Annotated in this window: 15 protein-coding genes; 9 read left to right on the forward strand and 6 right to left on the reverse strand. The window is 41.6% G+C overall.

All coding sequences use genetic code 11. The features are described 5' to 3' along the window. Nucleotides 1–37 precede the first annotated feature (37 nt). The 7 genes from hisB to L2747_RS01855 all read left to right on the forward strand — a co-directional run bounded on the left by hisB (nucleotide 38) and on the right by L2747_RS01855 (nucleotide 6523). Nucleotides 38–1132, forward strand: a complete 1095-nt coding sequence (hisB, locus tag L2747_RS01825; protein WP_248997403.1) for a bifunctional histidinol-phosphatase/imidazoleglycerol-phosphate dehydratase HisB — start codon at nucleotides 38–40, stop codon at nucleotides 1130–1132. Continuing rightward, nucleotides 1129–1857 carry an imidazole glycerol phosphate synthase subunit HisH gene (gene hisH / locus L2747_RS01830; RefSeq protein ID WP_248997404.1) on the forward strand — a complete coding sequence of 243 codons (729 nt, stop codon included), beginning with the start codon at nucleotides 1129–1131 and terminating at the stop codon, nucleotides 1855–1857. Before hisB ends, hisH begins: the two co-directional genes overlap by 4 nt. Next, complete coding sequence (hisA, locus tag L2747_RS01835; protein WP_248997405.1) at nucleotides 1854–2591, forward strand: 1-(5-phosphoribosyl)-5-[(5-phosphoribosylamino)methylideneamino]imidazole-4-carboxamide isomerase; 738 nt, start codon at nucleotides 1854–1856, stop codon at nucleotides 2589–2591. The genes hisH and hisA overlap by 4 nt, the downstream gene beginning before the upstream one ends. Continuing rightward, nucleotides 2573–3346, forward strand: coding sequence for an imidazole glycerol phosphate synthase subunit HisF (hisF, locus tag L2747_RS01840; protein WP_248997406.1), 774 nt, complete (start codon nucleotides 2573–2575; stop codon nucleotides 3344–3346). Before hisA ends, hisF begins: the two co-directional genes overlap by 19 nt. 58 nt (nucleotides 3347–3404) lie before the next feature. Next, the gene (hisIE, locus tag L2747_RS01845) at nucleotides 3405–4040 is read left to right on the forward strand and encodes a bifunctional phosphoribosyl-AMP cyclohydrolase/phosphoribosyl-ATP diphosphatase HisIE (protein ID WP_248997407.1); all 636 of its coding nucleotides are present in this window, start codon (nucleotides 3405–3407) and stop codon (nucleotides 4038–4040) included. A 426-nt stretch (nucleotides 4041–4466) separates the two neighbouring features. Next, nucleotides 4467–5246 (forward strand): type 2 periplasmic-binding domain-containing protein, encoded by a 780-nt coding sequence (locus tag L2747_RS01850; RefSeq protein ID WP_248997408.1) that lies wholly within the window; start codon nucleotides 4467–4469, stop codon nucleotides 5244–5246. Nucleotides 5247–5419: 173 nt separating this feature from the next. Beyond that, nucleotides 5420–6523: a phosphoribosylaminoimidazolesuccinocarboxamide synthase gene (locus tag L2747_RS01855; RefSeq protein ID WP_248997409.1), complete on the forward strand. Its 1104-nt coding sequence runs from the start codon at nucleotides 5420–5422 to the stop codon at nucleotides 6521–6523. A gap of 72 nt (nucleotides 6524–6595) precedes the next feature. On the opposite strand, the gene lpxM is transcribed toward L2747_RS01855, so the two are convergent. From lpxM to pheS, 4 genes are all read right to left on the reverse strand, one after another. After that, the gene (gene lpxM / locus L2747_RS01860) at nucleotides 6596–7534 is read right to left on the reverse strand and encodes a lauroyl-Kdo(2)-lipid IV(A) myristoyltransferase (protein WP_248997410.1); all 939 of its coding nucleotides are present in this window, start codon (nucleotides 7532–7534) and stop codon (nucleotides 6596–6598) included. 78 nt (nucleotides 7535–7612) lie between these two features. After that, nucleotides 7613–7909, reverse strand: a complete 297-nt coding sequence (gene ihfA, locus L2747_RS01865; protein ID WP_012142935.1) for an integration host factor subunit alpha — start codon at nucleotides 7907–7909, stop codon at nucleotides 7613–7615. A gap of 4 nt (nucleotides 7910–7913) precedes the next feature. Then, nucleotides 7914–10301 carry a phenylalanine--tRNA ligase subunit beta gene (gene pheT / locus L2747_RS01870; RefSeq protein WP_248997411.1) on the reverse strand — a complete coding sequence of 796 codons (2388 nt, stop codon included), beginning with the start codon at nucleotides 10299–10301 and terminating at the stop codon, nucleotides 7914–7916. 16 nt (nucleotides 10302–10317) lie between these two features. Continuing rightward, complete coding sequence (gene pheS, locus L2747_RS01875; protein ID WP_220761390.1) at nucleotides 10318–11301, reverse strand: phenylalanine--tRNA ligase subunit alpha; 984 nt, start codon at nucleotides 11299–11301, stop codon at nucleotides 10318–10320. 440 nt (nucleotides 11302–11741) lie between these two features. Here pheS and L2747_RS01880 point away from each other — a divergent pair, with 440 nt between their 5' ends. Together L2747_RS01880 and L2747_RS01885 are read left to right on the forward strand one after the other, a co-directional pair. After that, complete coding sequence (locus tag L2747_RS01880) at nucleotides 11742–13238, forward strand: methyl-accepting chemotaxis protein (protein ID WP_248997412.1); 1497 nt, start codon at nucleotides 11742–11744, stop codon at nucleotides 13236–13238. Nucleotides 13239–13442: 204 nt separating this feature from the next. After that, entirely contained in the window at nucleotides 13443–16052 is a 2610-nt protein-coding gene (locus tag L2747_RS01885; RefSeq protein WP_248997413.1) for a PDC sensor domain-containing protein, read from the forward strand. Nucleotides 16053–16212: 160 nt separating this feature from the next. On the opposite strand, the gene L2747_RS01890 is transcribed toward L2747_RS01885, so the two are convergent. Beyond that, on the reverse strand, nucleotides 16213–17085 hold the full coding sequence (locus L2747_RS01890) for a putative ATP-dependent zinc protease (protein WP_248997414.1): 873 nt from the start codon (nucleotides 17083–17085) through the stop codon (nucleotides 16213–16215). Nucleotides 17086–17641: 556 nt separating this feature from the next. Further along, a complete protein-coding gene (locus L2747_RS01895) occupies nucleotides 17642–17995 on the reverse strand; it encodes a DUF3802 family protein (protein ID WP_248997415.1) in 354 nt (117 codons plus the stop codon). Between the last annotated feature and the right edge of the window lie 71 nt (nucleotides 17996–18066).

The raw sequence follows: 18066 nt of genomic DNA on the forward strand, positions 1-18066 counted from the left end.
TTTGACTTAAGTATCAAGATTTGAAAGGTAGAGCGCGATGAAACAGAAAATCCTATTTATTGACCGTGACGGCACCATAATCGAAGAGCCAGTAACAGATAAACAAGTTGATAGCCTAGCAAAGTTAGTCTTTGAGCCGAATGTCATCCCTGCACTGCTTAAATTACAAAATACCGGCTACCGTTTGGTGATGGTGAGTAATCAAGATGGTTTAGGCACGCCGTCATTCCCTAAAAATGACTTTGATGCCCCGCAAAATATGATGATGCAGATCTTAAATAGCCAAGGCGTATTATTTGACGATGTGCTTATTTGCCCGCACTTTGATGATGAAAACTGTAGCTGCCGCAAACCCAAATTAGGCTTAGTCAAAGAGTACCTAACCTCTGGTAAAATTGATTTCACCCAATCAGCCGTGATTGGCGATCGTGAAACCGATATGGGGCTTGCCGACTCTATGGGGATCCTCGGTCTGCAATATAACCCTGAAACTTTGAACTGGAATGCCATTGCCGATCAGCTTCTTAATAAAAACCGTACAGCAACGGTGATCCGTACCACAAAAGAAACCGATATTCGCGTTACGGTGGATTTAGATTCAAATAGCAAAGGTGAGATCAACACTGGCATCGGGTTTTATGACCACATGCTTGAACAAATATCCACTCACGGTAACTTTAAAATGGACATCAAAGTCGATGGTGATCTAGAGATTGATGATCACCACAGCGTTGAAGATACCGCGTTGGCAATCGGCGATGCGTTACGCCAAGCACTCGGTGACAAACGCGGTATCGCCCGCTTTGGCAATACCCCGTCAGATGATGTTTTCCAACAGGCTATCCCGATGGATGAAGCGGGTGCCGCCTGTTTGTTAGATCTCTCAGGCCGCCCATTTATTAAATTTAACGGCGAGTTTGAGCGCGAACTTGTTGGTCAAATGGCAACTGAAATGGTGCCGCACTTTTTCCGCTCATTCGCCGATGGCCTACGCTGCACTCTACACATCAGTACTCAAGGTGATAATGATCACCACAAGGTAGAGAGCTTGTTTAAAGTCCTTGGTCGTACGTTAAGACAAGCGATAGCCATTGAAAGTGATGCCCTTCCCTCAAGCAAAGGTGTGTTATGAGTAAGCAAAAGATAACTCTTAATCAAACTAATATCATTGGTAATACCGTGATTATTGATACCGGCTGCGCCAATTTAAGTTCAGTAAGGTATGCCTTTGAGCGTTTAATGACAGATATTGAACGCGAAAGTCTATTTATCAGCGATGATGTTGAGATGATAAAAGCCGCTGAACGGGTAGTGTTACCAGGTGTTGGCACCGCAGCTGCAGCCATGAGCGCTCTAAAGAACAAAGGCTTAGTACAACTTATTCCCGAGTTGACACAACCGGTGCTTGGTGTGTGTTTAGGCATGCAAATGCTGACTCGCGTCTCTAAAGAGCGCGGAGGTCAAAGTGATGACTGCCCGTGCTTAAATATTATTGCCACTGATATTGAACAGCTTAATAGCCAAGGTTTACCGCTGCCACACATGGGCTGGAATCAAATAACACCATCAAGCCACCCAATATTTGCTGGTATCAGTGCTGGCAGCTATGTGTATTTTGTCCATAGTTACCGCGCGCCAATTAGCGAGTACACCATAGCCACTGCGCAACACGGAGAAAACTTTAGTGCCGCCATTGCTAAAGATAACTTTATAGGGGTGCAGTTTCACCCAGAGAAAAGCAGTGAAGTGGGCGCAAAAATGCTACAAAACTTCCTGTATATGAATAAAGACACTTTTGTCCAATCGTCTACCAAGTCATTGGCGAGCAGTAACCTATTAAACGAGGCGCAGTTATGATTATTCCAGCAATCGATCTTATCGATGGACAAGTGGTTCGCCTCTATCAAGGTGATTATGCCCAGCAAACCACTTTCAATTTAAGTCCTCTTGAGCAGCTAAGAAGCTACCAAGCACAAGGCGCTAACTTACTGCACATTGTTGACTTAACTGGTGCCAAAGATCCTAATCAGCGTCAAACAGCTTTAATTTCTGAGCTAGTCACTAACCTCGATACGCCGATTCAAGTCGGCGGCGGTATTCGTACCGAGGCACAATTAAATGAGTTATTAGAAATTGGTGTTAGTCGAGTGGTGATTGGCTCCTTGGCCGTAAAAGAACCTGAACTGGTAAAGAGTTGGTTTGAAAAATACGGTAATGAGGCTATCTGCCTCGCTCTTGACGTCAACATCAATGAACAAGGTGAGAAGGTTGTTGCTGTATCAGGCTGGCAAAGTGGCGGCGGTAAAAGCTTAGAATCACTGGTTGAAGAGTTTAAATGCGTAGGATTAAAGCATGCTCTAGTCACAGATATTAGTCGAGACGGTACCCTGCTGGGCGCTAACACCGCACTTTACACTGAAATTGCAGCAAGCTACCCCGAGATCCAATGGCAAGCCTCTGGTGGTATCGCCACCTTAGATGATGTTCAAGCCGTGAAAGAAAGTGGCGCTAATGGCATAATTATCGGTAAAGCGCTGTTAATAAATCAGTTTAATGTTGAGGAGGCTATTGCATGCTGGCCAAACGCATAGTTCCTTGCCTTGACGTAAAAGAAGGCAAAGTGGTTAAAGGGGTGCAATTTCGCAACCATGAGATCGTTGGCGACATTGTGCCGCTCGCTAAACGCTATGCCGAAGAAGGCGCCGATGAATTGGTATTTTATGACATCACCGCCAGCGCCCATGATAGGGTCATTGATAAGTCTTGGATAAGCCGCGTCGCTGAACAAATTGATATCCCTTTTTGTGTCGCTGGTGGCATTAAAACCATTGAGCAAGCAAGAGAAAAACTTGCCTTTGGCGCAGATAAAATCTCGATTAACTCACCGGCATTAACCGACCCAAGCTTAATCGCTCGCTTACAAGATGAGTTTGGCCGTCAATGTATCGTTATCGGTATCGACTCATATTTTGACGCTAGTCGTGACAGCTATTTAGTCAAACAGTTTACTGGTGACGAAACGGCCACTAAAGATACCCAATGGTTTACTCAAGACTGGGTTGAAGAGGTGCAAAAACAGGGCTGTGGTGAAATCGTACTCAATGTGATGAATCAAGATGGTGTTAGGCAAGGTTATGACATCAAACAGTTATCGATGATTAGAGCAATTTGTGATGTACCACTTATTGCTTCTGGTGGCGCAGGCACACTAGAGCATTTTAAAGCGGTATTCACCGAAGCAAACGTTGATGCAGCCTTAGCTGCAAGCGTGTTTCATAAAGGGATCATCGGTATCCGAGATTTAAAGCGCTATCTCAAGAATAACAATATCGCCATTCGCGTTTAAGCCTAACAGATAAGCTAAGAGCGAAATAAGTGACGTATGCAAAATTTAAGGAACGAGTATGAGCACGCTTACGCAACAGACAAATAACTGCGCTGACTTAATCAATCAGCTCGATTGGGACAAAACTGATGGACTAATCCCAGCCATTGTACAGAACCACCTAACCGGCAAAGTATTGATGCTGGGCTATATGAATAAAGCGGCATTAGATAACACACTATCAAGCAAGCAAGTGACCTTCTTTAGTCGCAGTAAACAAAGACTATGGACCAAAGGCGAAACCTCAGGCAACACCTTAGAATTAGTGGCTATCCATAAAGATTGCGACAATGATAGCCTGTTAGTACAAGTCGTCCCCAATGGTCCTACTTGCCACAAAGGCACAGAAAGCTGCTGGGCCGATGGTAATGCTCACAGCTTTATTGACAATCTATCTTCACTAATTGCATCACGTAAGGGCCAAGACCCAGAGTCGAGTTACACAGCTCACCTATTTGAGCGCGGAACGAAACGGATTGCGCAAAAAGTAGGTGAAGAAGGGTTAGAAACGGCCTTAGCTGCAGCGACTAATGACAAACCAGAGCTGATTGATGAGGCATCAGATCTTATCTATCACTTGCTAGTACTGCTTGAAGACCAAGAGCTCAGCATGCAAGATATCAATTTAAACTTACTGAAAAGGCACAATAAATAGCCCAGTCTTAAGCACTTGATTGCAATTAACGATATAGAAAGCTATATCGAAAGCGACTTTGAGCGTTATTGAGAAAGCTGAAGTGATAATTCAGTTAATAACTTAGCTGATAACCTTAATAGACAACTCAAAATGACAGAGCTTACTAATCCATGTAAAACACAAATAATTAGTGTAGCGGGTAACTTGTATTTTCCTCATTCAAGTTGCCGCTACATCTTATCGCCCCGCATGTGATAAGGGGAGCAATTACTCTATAAAAAACAAATGCATTGTTGATAATAATCCGCTAGCATAAAATTCTAAATGACGGCGTTTCCGCTTTAACTATCATTGGATTGTGAAGCATAGAGAATACAAACAGCATTCTGCCATTAAACAGAATCAAATTAGAGGTCATGAGCAACTGATGTTAAGTGATCATTTATGAAGTTGTCCCCTGCACTTTATTCTTTAATGATAATGCTCTTTTGGGTACAGCCTGATACCGTTTCGGCGGAAGAACTCTCCTATTTGATCATTGCCAATCAAGCTGAACCATTTCAAATCAACACTTCAAATCACCAAGCTAGCTCAGGCATTATCAGTGATGTGATCTCTCTATTGGCGACTAAAAAGCCGTTCAAAATAGTTCCACATGTTATGCCTTTTAAACGCTACAATCATGAAATAAAGGCAAAAACCTATACAAAATGGATAAGTTATGGCTCACCTGCATGGCGCGATAATAAACAAGTATTAACACAGAATAAACGTCTATCTAAACAAGCCTTATTTAGCGTCAATCACACTCTCGTACAGCTTAATAGTGACCGAAATACGTATAGCAATGCAGAAGACCTTTTCGGTAAAACTGTCATTCTGCTAAAAGGTTTTTCTTACCCAGGTCTGACAACCTTTATAGAAAATGACCAAATTAAAAAAGTGGAAGCAAGAAGTCATCAAAGTGCGCTACAAGCGTTAATAAATAAGCGTGGTGAGGTATTCATTGAAATGGAAAACCGAATTCGTTATGCCATAAAACAGCATAGTATTGACCAAAGTCGGTTAAAACTAACCAATGCAACGAATATTACGCCATCTTTAGATATCCACTTGTCATACGGTGATAATGTTAGCCAAGATACGATTAATTGGATAGATGACCAAATCGTGATCATGAAAGCCAATGCACAACTAGAGTCGATAATTAATCGGTATCAATAGAAAATAGCAGCATAATATGTTGATTTAACCAGATTAACCCTCATTATTTTACACTATAGAAAACACTGTTTTTACAAAGAGTAAAACCCGCTTACCTAGGGTGTTGCGCCTGGTAACTTCTGTTACAATCTGCGCCACTAAAATTAAGCTTCTCAATAATAAAAGTGTGCCCTATGAATCTTGCAGATAAAGTTTTAGTCGTAAATGACAACCTTCCAATTCGTACTAACCAACCAGTCCACTCAGGCAAAGTTCGCAGTGTTTACTGGTTAACCGAAGAAGATAGCGCTCGGTTAATTAAAGACAAAGGTTACGATGTACCAGCCGATGCCCCACTTGCCATTATGGTGATAAGTGACCGTATTTCAGCTTTTGATTGCGTATGGCAAGGTGAAAATGGCTTAAATGGTGTTCCTGGTAAAGGAACAGCACTAAATGCTATCTCAAACCATTGGTTTAAACTTTTCAAAGACAAAGGCCTTGCTGACAGCCATATCCTAGATATCCCGCACCCATTGGTATGGATTGTACAGAAAGCGCGTCCAGTGATGATTGAAGCGATTGCACGTCAGTATATTACTGGCTCAATGTGGCGTTCATACACTAAAGGTGAACGTGAATTTTGTGGCATTACGATCCCTGAAGGCTTAGAGAAAGATCAAAAGCTGCCAGAGCTATTAATTACTCCTTCCACTAAAGGTGTATTAACTGGTCTCGAAGGCGTACCAGAAGCTGATGACGTTAACGTATCGCGTAGCGATATTGAGCGCCACGTTAAAGGCTTTAACTTCAGTAATGAATCAGACATCGATCTTTACGAAAAGCTCCTAAAAGAAGGATTTGATGTCATTAGTGCCGCACTAGCTGAGCATGATCAGATTTTTGTTGATACAAAATTTGAATTTGGCTATGTCAATGATGCCGCGGGTAACGAAAAGCTTATCTATATGGATGAAGTTGGCACCCCTGATAGCTCGCGTATTTGGGATGGTTCATCACACCGCGATGGTAAGATCATTGAACAATCTAAAGAAGGCTTTAGACAGTGGCTACTAAACCACTTCCCAGATCCTGATATCTTATTAAATAAGAATCGTATGGAAGAACGCCTTGCTCTAGCCGTTGATAATAAGCTACCAGAATCAGTAATGATGGATATCTCTAATACCTACGTCGGTATCGCAGAGAAAATTATTGGTAAAAAACTACATATCAGCGAAAATCCTAAGCAAGAGATCATTGCGATCTTACGTAATGAATATCAGCTAATCGTATAAGCGATTTCCTGATATAAAAAAGCCGCAATAAAATGCGGCTTTTTATTGAACAATTAACACTCAACTTAGTGCCTACTTATAAATTGATGCTTCGCCTTCAGGGCGAGTTTTCAACACCTTTAAAAACCACATGTATTGCTCAGGGTAAGCCAAAATAACTTGTTCAACCGCTTTATTCAAAGCGATAGCTTCATTCTCTTTACCTTGCATGGTTTCAGGTTCAATTGCTGGCATCACCGTTAAATCAAAGCGACGTTTAGCTTGATCATAACCAATTTTAACAGGCATAACTTGAGCATTGCCCGCTTGAGCTAAACGCCCAACTACAGGTAATGTCGCTTTAGTCGTGCCTAAAAATGGAGCAAACACGCTTTTATCACGGCCTAAATCTTCATCTGGCAAATAAAAGAAGCTATTGTCCTGCTTTAGCTCTGATAACAATGCGCGGATCCCTGCTTCACGCATGTAGATATTACCGCCTTGCGAACTACGCATACGGTTATTAAACCAGTTAAATAAACCATTTTTATGGGCTTTAGCCATTGAGACCATTGGCAAGTCAATATTTAAGCGCAAACCTGCATACTCTATTCCCCAAACATGAGGCATGATAAAAATCACCGGTTGCCCTGCAGCACGTGCTTGTTCAACATTTTCAAAGCCATGTAGTTGTACACGACGCCTCATATGCGCGCGCGACTTAAGCATAAGCTCTGATTGTGCCAATAAAATCATCACAAAGTTTTCAACGTTATCTTTAACTAACGCATCAATCTCAAGGGTCGACTTTTCAGGGAAACAAGTGGTTAAGTTTGCTCTAGCAACCTTAATCGGCTTCTTAGCAATATGCATCACCAATTTGGCCAATGTACGAGCAATAGGGTCTCGAAGCCAAGCTGGCATTAAGCCAAAAATAACTAAAACCAGAATCGCCACCCAGGTAGGCCAATATTTGGGGTGTAACAGACTCAAGCTAAAACGACGGTCAAAATACTTAGGCTTTCTAGACAAGTCTAAAACCTCTACAGCAAGTGAATAACAGAAAAAGCCACTCTATTGAGTGGCCTCTTCATAACGATGCTAAAACGATTACTTCTTCGCGTTAGCTTCTTCGACTCGGCTTTTCAGCTTCTGTCCTGGACGGAACGTCACTACACGACGTGCCGAAATTGGGATATCTTCTCCCGTCTTTGGGTTCCTTCCCGGTCTTTGATTCTTGTCCCTCAGGTCAAAGTTGCCAAAGCCAGATAGCTTGACCTGCTCACCACTTTCAAGAGCTTGACGAATTTCTTCGAAAAACGTCTCTACCATCTCTTTCGCTACTCTCTTGTTGATACCTAGCGTTTCAAAAAGATGTTCTGCCATTTCGGCTTTGGTAAGTGCCATACTTTTAGTCCCTCAACGATGCGTTGAACTCGTCCTTCAGAGCAGAAACCACGACTTCTACCATCTCTGCGATTTCTTTCTCTTCCAGTGTACGAGCGTTATCTTGTAATAAGAGTGCTATTGCAAGGCTCTTTTTGCCTTCCTCTACACCTTTACCTCGGTATACATCGAACAAGTTTATGCCAACCAACTGATTTTCGCCAACTTTTCTTATCATTTTTACAACATCATCGGCTGAAATAGCGTCATCTACTACGATGGCGATATCACGACGGTTTGCTGGAAACTTAGATACAGTCTGGGCTAGCGGCAAATTAGCGTGCAATAAAGCATCTAATTCTAGCTCGAAAATAATTGTTTTTCCGTTAAGGCCAAATGGCTTTTCTAGGCTTGGGTGAACCGTACCTATAATACCAATAACGCGATCATCTCTTAAGATTTCAGCACATTGCCCCGGATGTAACGCTGGATGTGTTGCTGCTCTGAAACTAAATTCAGCATCTGCAACAGTCAAACCGATGACTGCTTCTAAGTCACCTTTGAGGTCAAAGAAGTCAACTGTTTTTGACTCCATTGTCCAATGCTCGTCATTTTGATTACCAGCAATAACTGCAGCAAGCATAGGTTGTTGTGACACACCTGATTCTGCAGTTTCATTTGGTACAAAACGTAGACCTGTTTCAAACAGTCTGACACGGTTTTGCTGACGGCTTTGGTTATAACCCACTGCAGTCAAAAGACCGGTGAACATAGACAGACGCATTGCAGACATCTCAACCGAAATTGGATTCGGTAGGATCATCGCTTCAGCACCTGGATGAATCAACTCTTGTTGCTTAGGATCCACAAAGCTATAAGTCACAGCTTCTTGGAAACCACGAGCAACCAACATGCTGCGCACGCGCTTGATGTTGATGTTTGATTCTTTATGATCAGACATGCTTAATTGCGCAACAGGCGCAATATTTGGAATATTGTTGTAACCGTAAATACGGGCAACTTCTTCAATTAAATCTTCTTCAATTGCCATGTCAAAGCGATAAGTTGCAGTTGTTACATTCCACTGCCCTTCGCCGACTTCAACAACAAAGCCTAAACGCTCTAGGATTTCAGTCACATCGTTATCTTCAATGTGGTGACCTAGCGTTTTGTCTAGTTTGCTACGACGTAGCACGATTTGTGCTGGCTTTGGTAAGTGCTCGTCAGATTTAGCTTCAACCACAGGACCCGCTTCGCCACCACAAATATCAATGACTAGACGGCTAGCGCGGTCCATCACTTTTTGTTGCAGCTCAGGGTCAACACCACGCTCAAATCGGTGTGATGCATCAGTATGCAGACCAATCTTGCGCGCTTTACCTAAAATGGCTAAAGGTGCGAAGAATGCACACTCTAGTAAAATATCGGTTGTTTCAGTGGTTACACCACTGTGCTCACCACCAAATACACCAGCAAGTGCTAATGGCTTGGCTTGGTCAGCAATGATCAACATGCCTTCAGGGATGGTAATTTCATTGCCATCAAGTAGCGTTAACTTCTCTTCACCCTTAGGCTTACGCACTTGAATGCCGCCATCTAACTTAGCTAAGTCAAATGCGTGCATTGGTTGACCAAATTCGATCAACACGAAGTTAGTAATATCTACGATTGGGTCGATAGAACGAATACCGCTACGACGCAACTTTTCTTGCATCCAAAGTGGTGTTTCAGCTTTCACATTAACGTTTTTAATAACGCGGCCCAAGTAACGACCACACTCTTGTGGCTCTTGCACGTCAATGCTAACTTCATCAGCGATAGTTGCAGCAACAGCTTCCCAAGTCGGCTCAGCTACTGATTGGCGGTTTAATACGCCAACTTCGCGTGCAAGACCAGCCATGCCTAAACAGTCAGCACGGTTAGCCGTTAGGTCAACGTCGATTACCGCATCGTTTAGATCAAGGTATTCACGTACGTCTTGACCTACAGGTGCATCTAATGGCAATTCAATAATGCCATCGCTTTCGATATCGACACCTAGCTCGCCAAACGAACACAGCATACCGAATGATGGTTGACCACGTAGTTTAGCTTTCTTAATTTTGAAATCGCCAGGTAGCACAGCGCCAACCATAGCAACAGCAACTTTAAGGCCTAAACGACAGTTTGAGGCACCACATACGATGTCGATTAGCTCTTCGCCGCCAACATTGATTTTAGTTACACGTAATTTGTCAGCATCTGGGTGCTGACCACATTCAACCACTTCACCAACTACAACGCCGCTAAAATCTGCTGCTACTGGCTCAACGCCATCAACTTCAAGACCTGCCATTGTAATTTGGTGTGATAATTCTTCGCGGTTAACACTTGGGTTAACCCACTCACGAAGCCAAGATTCGCTAAATTTCATGCTATTACAGCTCCGTTTATTTAAATTGCTTCAGGAAGCGTAGGTCGTTTTCAAAGAATGAACGTAAATCGTTAACGCCGTAGCGAAGCATTGATAAACGCTCTACACCCATACCGAATGCGAAACCTGAGTACTTCTCTGGATCGATACCCACGCTGCGAAGTACATTTGGATGTACCATGCCGCAACCTAAGACCTCTAACCACTTACCATTTTTACCCATAACATCCACTTCTGCTGAAGGCTCTGTGAATGGGAAGTAAGATGGACGGAAACGCACTTCTAGATCTTCTTCAAAGAAATTACGTAAGAAGTCATGCAAAATGCCTTTAAGCTCGGCAAAGTTAACGTTCTCAGCGACAAGCAAACCTTCAACCTGATGGAACATTGGTGTGTGAGTTTGATCGTAATCGTTACGATATACACGGCCTGGAGAAATAATACGTAAAGGTGGCTTCTCATGCTCCATCGTACGGATCTGCACGCCAGATGTTTGCGTACGTAGCATCACTTTTGGGTTAAAGTAGAACGTATCATGATCAGCACGAGCAGGATGATGCTCAGAGATGTTTAGTGCGTCGAAGTTATGGAAATCATCTTCAATTTCTGGTCCGTCTTTCACAACGAAGCCAAGCTCACCAAAGAAAGCTTCAATGCGCTCAATCGTACGAGTAACAGGGTGTAAACCACCATTTTCAATGCGACGACCCGGCAAGCTTACATCAATGCTTTCAGCTTTCAGCTGCGCTTCAAGCTCTGCAGCTTTAAGACCATCAATGCGAATAGAAAGCTGCTGCTGAACGGCCTGCTTAGCTTGGTTTACTGCTTGACCAAAAGCTGGCTTCTCTTCAGGAGGAAGTTTCCCCATCATTTTCATCATGTCGGTGATTTGACCTTTTTTACCAAGGTAATCGACACGGAGGTCATCGAGAGCTTTTAAATCTGTAGCTCCTTCGATGGCGGCTAAAGCCTGTTCTACGATCTCTGTTAACTGTGACATCATCTCTTCCAGTGCGAGTAAGTCTTAGACCTACGACTTTTGGGCTAACGTATTTTCTTAGTGAAAATAGAAAAAGACTAAAATTTTACGTTAGACAGCCACATTTGACTAGGACTAATTCACCTTTTTCCTCGCTAACTCCCTATTTTGTTTAGTCCTTATACATGCGACTAAATTTTAACGTCGACAGTAGAGGTTCCAAAAACATGATGTTAGCGCTCTTTTTTCAAGCAGCTAACGTAGAATTCTTATACAAAACGAATAGGTTAATTTAAAATACAACCACTTATACATATTTTAGATATCCCAACATTCAATAAGTTAGCAAAGCCACTGTTTAAAAAGAAGGCGAACGATTATAAAATAGCAAATATTAGTTAAGAAACTGTTTTCTTGTCCGATAAAGAGTCAGGTCGGCGATTTATCAATAAGAGAACATTATGAAAGAAGTTAAGTTCCGCTGGGTGGATAAATACCTAATCCACATGACACTCAAAGCAAAGTTTGCCGTTTTGGCGATAATCCCTATCATAGCCTTAATAGGTTTAACGATTCTGCTTAACGCTGGTTACAAACAAAACCTACAGGAAAATCAAGTTAAGCAAACTCAAAACTTTAACCAAAAGCTTAATAAAGCCCTTGATACTGCTTATCAATATATTCCACAAGAAGACAAAGCTGCATATCTAGAATCCTTGCAGGGTGAGCTAACTATTACTCATCAAGATTCCGCAACACGCCAACTTACAGCACTTGCTAACAGCGGTGGCGAAACTCGCATTATCGGAAATCGCGTTGAAAGTGTCAGCATGGCTAGTGCTAACGGGCTAATAACCACCCTCAATAGTATGCAAATCCAAGGCGGCCAAGATCAAAGTCTGGCATATATCGCTTTAACGCTACTCATCATGATTATCTTGCTGGCTAGCTATTACATTTCGAGCTTTGTAGGCGGTGCACTTTATACCAATGTTATGGCGCTAAAAAAAGCAGCTGACGGTGATCTAACAGGCCGATTAAACTTCTTTGAAGTCAAAGACGAATTTAGTATTTTAGCAATTAGCATCGATACTCTCGTTGAGCGTCAACACAAGCTAGTATCGGAAATGACAAGTGGTAATGAACAGATCCGTAACGTTGTTCAAGCGTTCAGAAATACTGCAACGGATGGACAGGCTTTGGCTGTAGATCAACGCCAACATATTGATTCATTAGCCACTGCCATGGAGCAGATGACTGCTGCGGTAATTGAAGTGGCTCGTAATGCTGAACTGTCATCAACTGAAACTCAAGAAGCTAATGTGCAAGTCGACGCCGGCTCACGTGATATTGCCGTTACCGTTGAAGCTATTGGTGGTCTTTCAAATGAAATCGCTGATGCATCTGATGCCGTCAACCATCTAAACGATAATGCAGCCAAAATCGATGAAGTCGTTACAACCATTAATGCCATCTCAGAGCAAACTAATTTACTTGCACTAAATGCCGCTATCGAAGCAGCTCGTGCAGGTGAACAAGGTCGTGGCTTCGCTGTAGTTGCTGACGAAGTCAGAACCTTAGCAGGCCGAACCCAAGCCGCGACAGTTGAGATAAAGACAATGATCGAAGCGTTACAGTCAGGCGCTCGTAACTTAAAACAGGTAATGAGTCGTACCGTGGAGAAAGCTGAAGAAGGTAAAAAGCACGTACTTGATACTGGTAAGGATCTAGAAGGGATTGCTCATCACAGTGCTAAGGTTTATGAGATGAGCGTATTAATCGCTACTTCTGCAGAAGAACAATCAGCAGTAGCCAATGAGATAGCGACAAACCTAATGGATATTCGCAATCAATCACACCATGTTGAGCAATCAGCGAATCAATCAGTTACTGGGTGTGATGAACTACATGCAACAGCAGAACAGCTCGACAAATTACTCATCGGCTTAAAAATCTAAAGTTTTTTCAACTATCCAGTAAAAAGCAGCCGTAGGCTGCTTTTTTTGTTTTTCATCAATATTTTCGTTGATAGTCACACCTGTTTGTTTTACAAAAAAATAACAAGACTTGTATAATTAGTTCACTAAGACATTTAGCTTAATTCTTTTATCTGTAAGGAAACTGAATAAAAGGAATAATTAATCATTGAGCGTTGAATTATCATGGTCAAACCTATAACAACACAAGCAAAACTGACTAACTGGCGATCAAGTTTGCCAATGCAGTTTATGTTAATCCAACTTTTTGTCGCTGCGGTGATAATTATTGCCAGTGTTTGGTTTTTAAAAACCATTGAACGTGACAGACTAGTTGATAATCAAACTTCGCTCAGTATTAATCTCGGTAAAACCATTACAGCAAAATTACAAAAGAAAACCAGCCGGATTGAAAACCTTGCGGTTTCCATTGGAGCTCTAGGAGAGATCAATCAACAAACCCCAGAGCAATTAATTCTAGCCGTACCTGCAATTCTGAATCAAACTGGTCAGCAAGAGGTTATTCTTGGAGGTGGTATTTGGCCTGAGCCATTTATGTTTGATAACTCACGCAAAAAAGATAGCTACTTCTGGTCCCGTAATAGCGTTGATGAGCTAATAAAAGTCAATGATTATAATGCGGAATCAATTGCAGATTACGTTGACGAAAATTGGTATGTGCCCGCCAAATTTTACCCGAAAGATACCACTTATTGGTCAAAGTCTTATATTGACCCTTACACTCAAAACGCCATGATCACAGCGTCTGTACCTATGTGGTCAGATCATCAGTTTATTGGCGTATCAACCGTTGATATAGCCCTGTCGAGTCTCGATGACTTTTTCAGCACTGCGGTCGCAAACACTGGTGGCTATGTGTTTGCCCTCGATCAACAGAATCGATTATTATCTTACCCAGACAATGAGAGTAACGATAACCAGGCAATTAAAAATAGTCAGCTTTTCCAGCCATTCGCCGACTTTGCCAAAAGCCACCCTGCTTTTACACCATTACAAAATAAAATTTCGAAGATTGATCAGCAGTTCATAAAGACTGCAAACAATACGAAAGCCTATGAAGATGGTCAACTGAGCAATGTGATAACCAATACCCCATCTCAAGAGCGTAAAAAGTTAATCGCTATGATTAATCAGAACGCCAACAACCCGCTTAAAGATGTCGAAGTATTAGCTAGCATCCAATTGACCAATGATCCAAGATTAAATGAGCCTGTATTGGTTAGTGTATTTTTGATGCCAGGCACTTACTGGAAAATCATTCTGGTTACCCCGTTATCGAGTATTAACTACAACAGTCAATCCTTAGCAAGCTCAGTGGGGATCTATTTGGTTGGTATCCAAATTCTCGCATTAATGTTGCTGTTTATTATGCAGAATAAGTTGTTCATACACCCGATTAGCAGAATGGTTGCCGCATTAAATGACAGTAACCCTGCAAAAGTTGAGTTAGAAGCAACCACGCGAAATGATGAAATAGGCATGTTGGCAAAAGCATTTAGTTCACGTACTAGGCAGCTGGAGATCGCGTTGGCAAGCTTAGATGCAACAAACCTCGCACTAGAGCAACAATTAGATGTACAACAACAAGCACAAACAGAGCTAAAAGAAAAAACAGAACAACTCAATAGTGTACTTAACTCTGCCAGTAACTTAATTTTTATTAGTGATCTAAATGGTCAATTAACTTTAGTCAATAATCAGGTCTGTTTGACGTTTGCGCGTAATAGAGGTGAGCTTCTTGGTGCTAAAACCCATTTAATAATGCCAAGAGAAATCGCTCAAGTTAATGCAAAGAATGATCAAACCGTTATCGATACACAGCAAGAGCTCAGCTATGAGCAAAGCTTTCCGGTAAAAGATAAACAACATACCTACTTAGTCACTAAATTCCCCATTTTAAATAATCAAAACCAGATAAGCGCAGTGGGCACCATTGCATTTGACATTAGCGCCAGTAAAGTTCTCGAACGTAAAAAAAGTGCCCAGTTTGAAATTTTAGCCAAAGAGACTTCCGATAATATTCGTTTTATAGAGAAACTCGAACAAACGAATAAGCGTCTGTTAAGTGAATCGCAAAATGCTAAAGCAGAGTCGAATCGCCGCGTCAACTTTGAACAAGTAAAGTTAGATAATCAGGCTTTATATCCATCTTTAGTGGCTGCGATTGTTAAACCTATATTTAGAAAACAAGATGATTTAGCTGCTAATGCCTATCGCTTAGCAAATGGTGATCTTGATGCCAAAGAGTTTACTCACTCTCTTTCAGCTCAAACCGAGAGGCTACGGCACTTAGAATATCTATTCTCCGCTCAAGATTATGTCACCAAGCCAATCGACCTAGTACTGTTATTAGAGCATATCGTCGCCCTACTCGCTCCGAAGTTAAGTAGCAAGGATATAGAGCTAAGCATCCACAGTGAGAGTCGACTTATTGTCGAGGGGATACATTGGCATTATTTACTGGTGTTTTATCGAGCCATTAGTAACACCATTAATGACGCTTTTTATCAAAAAGCGACAGGGCAAAAAATTAACGTCAACCTGAGCAAAGACAATCAGCAGATCCATATTAATATCAGTGACAATGGCAAAGGCTTTACACAAGAAAACCTAGATAAATTACAATCAGCACTGACTAATAACGAAGTCAAAGGCACACTGTCAGCGTTATCTATTTGGCTTATGAGTGAGTTTAATGGCCAACTTACAGTGAGCTCGTTAACTGATAATGCCTTTTCGACCCAATTAAACTGCACATTATTAGTTAGCAAATAGCAAAGCAGTAACAAAATCACCTCGCCGGCCCACACGAGTTATATCGACTCGTATCAACCGTTAAGTGACTCTCACTTCGCCACTAAAAAGCGCCATACTATGTACGGCGCTTTTTAGTGTCTCTTGTTAAACTCGTAGCTTTATAGAGTCTAGTAATAAGCTAAAGTGATACGTCAACGATATAGTGGCCTTGGAGCCAGTTGCGGCCTATTAATAGTTTGTAAGACATTTTGCTTCTATCTCTTAGATTAACCTTAACCTTATACTCTTGTCCCGGCTCCCCCACATTCAACTCAACCATGTAACGGATCTCACTGCCCTGTGCGTTTCTAATTAGTGACGTTTCGACAATACGTGACTTAACCACATGAGACTCGCCTTTCTCATTTTCGGTCGTGAAATGAATAACTTTACCGATATTCTTTTCCATATCAGGGTCTTCATTGTCAATTTTCATGTCATAAGCATGCAACGAATTCTCTACAGCTCCAGTATCAATACGAGTCTTAAACTTTAAACCCGACTCGACAATGCTAATTGATGCCGTTGGGCCAATCAGTTTCTTTTCGGAAACATCGACGACATACCGGTCTTTGAGCCAATTACGACCAATAAGCAACTTGTAATCCATGTGGCTACGGTCTCTTAAATTAACTCTAACCGTTCGCTCCTTTCCTTTAAAACCGACGTCTAAATCGACCATATAACGAGTCTCTCTACCTTGAGAGTTACTCACGGTAGATGTCTTAACGATTTTAGCTGTTAAACGTTTCTGCTCACCGGCATTATTTTCAGTAGTAAAAGACACCATTTTGCCAACATTGTCTTTCATTCGTTTGGCACTTCCACCTTCAACCTTAATATCAAAAGCATGCAAAGAGGTATTTCCCGCTCCGGTGTCGATACGAGCAACATAGGAAAGATCTGCATGGGCTACTGACATTTTAGCTGTTGAGCCGATGACAGCTTTGTCACTTGCCGCAGATACAGAAGTACTGAGGATCAATAAGCACAACCCAACTCTTTTAAGCATTGTAATTCCTTAATAAATAAAAATAATCTGGAACATCTTGCGCTAATGATAGCAAGGTTTAGCCATCATTGATGCACCTGTTAATATGCCACAGCAAAGCTGAATATAAGCTTGCTTAAAACATATAACTCGATTGAACGCCGATGAACAGGGTTATAGCTTAACCGATAAAATTAAGCACAAACAAACTAAACAATGATGCCGTACACACACAATGGCATAACGGCCAATTCAAATTAACTGGAGCATTTAAAGAACGGAAATTACGATAAAATTGCACCGCGAGCCAGACTAAAATAAAGGGCACAAACGGTAAAGAAATCACTAATGGAAAAAAGCCCCAACCAAGATCGAAAGCATTGTGACTAAATAGTCTAAGACAAAACAAAAATATTAATAAACAAGCATAGACAAGCAAGTGCTGTTTATTTAGTGAGGTTTTAACCTTGCTGAGCATCGCTTTCTCCTTTATCGATACTGCAACATTATGCCTATAAGTCAAAACCAACAAGCGAGCTAGACTAAAATACTGTAACTAAATATAAAATAGGTATGCCTATGCAGCCAACAATCGACCGATCTCTTGATCAAATAGGTTCTTAATTAAGCATGAAAACTCAGCAATAAATAAGGTCTGCTCAGCTGTTGCTTTTTGATCTGCAACTCGAGCTAAAATCTCTTCTAAATCATAAACAATCGAATCGACTTCACGGACCACAAGATTGCGCTGTGCAAAAGTTAACGAGGGGTTTTGACCACAAACCATGATGATTTGGGCAGCAAGTTGCTCTTCAAATAACTCCATCACGGTGTCATCTGCAGCGCTTTTCTGATGTGAATCTGCAAAAATACCTAAATGTTCAGTCAAATACTGAACTAGGTGGATGTACCCATCTTTATCGGTAACCATATTCAACCTAAAACACATAAATGTGTGCACTGCTAAGCACTTAAAAACGGCTTAGCCACCATTATTATTCA

The sequence above is a fragment of the Shewanella marinintestina genome (genome assembly GCF_023283845.1).
GTDB lineage: Bacteria > Pseudomonadota > Gammaproteobacteria > Enterobacterales > Shewanellaceae > Shewanella > Shewanella marinintestina.

What these genes read in the sequence shown, in the direction of transcription:
- hisB (WP_248997403.1), top strand. Translation starts at nt 38, where the DNA reads ATGAAACAGAAAATCCTATTTATTGACCGTGACGGCACCATAATCGAA.
- hisH (WP_248997404.1), top strand. Translation starts at nt 1,129, where the DNA reads ATGAGTAAGCAAAAGATAACTCTTAATCAAACTAATATCATTGGTAAT.
- hisA (WP_248997405.1), top strand. Translation starts at nt 1,854, where the DNA reads ATGATTATTCCAGCAATCGATCTTATCGATGGACAAGTGGTTCGCCTC.
- hisF (WP_248997406.1), top strand. Translation starts at nt 2,573, where the DNA reads ATGCTGGCCAAACGCATAGTTCCTTGCCTTGACGTAAAAGAAGGCAAA.
- hisIE (WP_248997407.1), top strand. Translation starts at nt 3,405, where the DNA reads ATGAGCACGCTTACGCAACAGACAAATAACTGCGCTGACTTAATCAAT.
- L2747_RS01850 (WP_248997408.1), top strand. Translation starts at nt 4,467, where the DNA reads ATGAAGTTGTCCCCTGCACTTTATTCTTTAATGATAATGCTCTTTTGG.
- L2747_RS01855 (WP_248997409.1), top strand. Translation starts at nt 5,420, where the DNA reads ATGAATCTTGCAGATAAAGTTTTAGTCGTAAATGACAACCTTCCAATT.
- ihfA (WP_012142935.1), bottom strand. Translation starts at nt 7,909, where the DNA reads ATGGCACTTACCAAAGCCGAAATGGCAGAACATCTTTTTGAAACGCTA.
- pheT (WP_248997411.1), bottom strand. Translation starts at nt 10,301, where the DNA reads ATGAAATTTAGCGAATCTTGGCTTCGTGAGTGGGTTAACCCAAGTGTT.
- pheS (WP_220761390.1), bottom strand. Translation starts at nt 11,301, where the DNA reads ATGTCACAGTTAACAGAGATCGTAGAACAGGCTTTAGCCGCCATCGAA.
- L2747_RS01880 (WP_248997412.1), top strand. Translation starts at nt 11,742, where the DNA reads ATGAAAGAAGTTAAGTTCCGCTGGGTGGATAAATACCTAATCCACATG.
- L2747_RS01885 (WP_248997413.1), top strand. Translation starts at nt 13,443, where the DNA reads ATGGTCAAACCTATAACAACACAAGCAAAACTGACTAACTGGCGATCA.
- L2747_RS01890 (WP_248997414.1), bottom strand. Translation starts at nt 17,085, where the DNA reads ATGCTTAAAAGAGTTGGGTTGTGCTTATTGATCCTCAGTACTTCTGTA.
- L2747_RS01895 (WP_248997415.1), bottom strand. Translation starts at nt 17,995, where the DNA reads ATGGTTACCGATAAAGATGGGTACATCCACCTAGTTCAGTATTTGACT.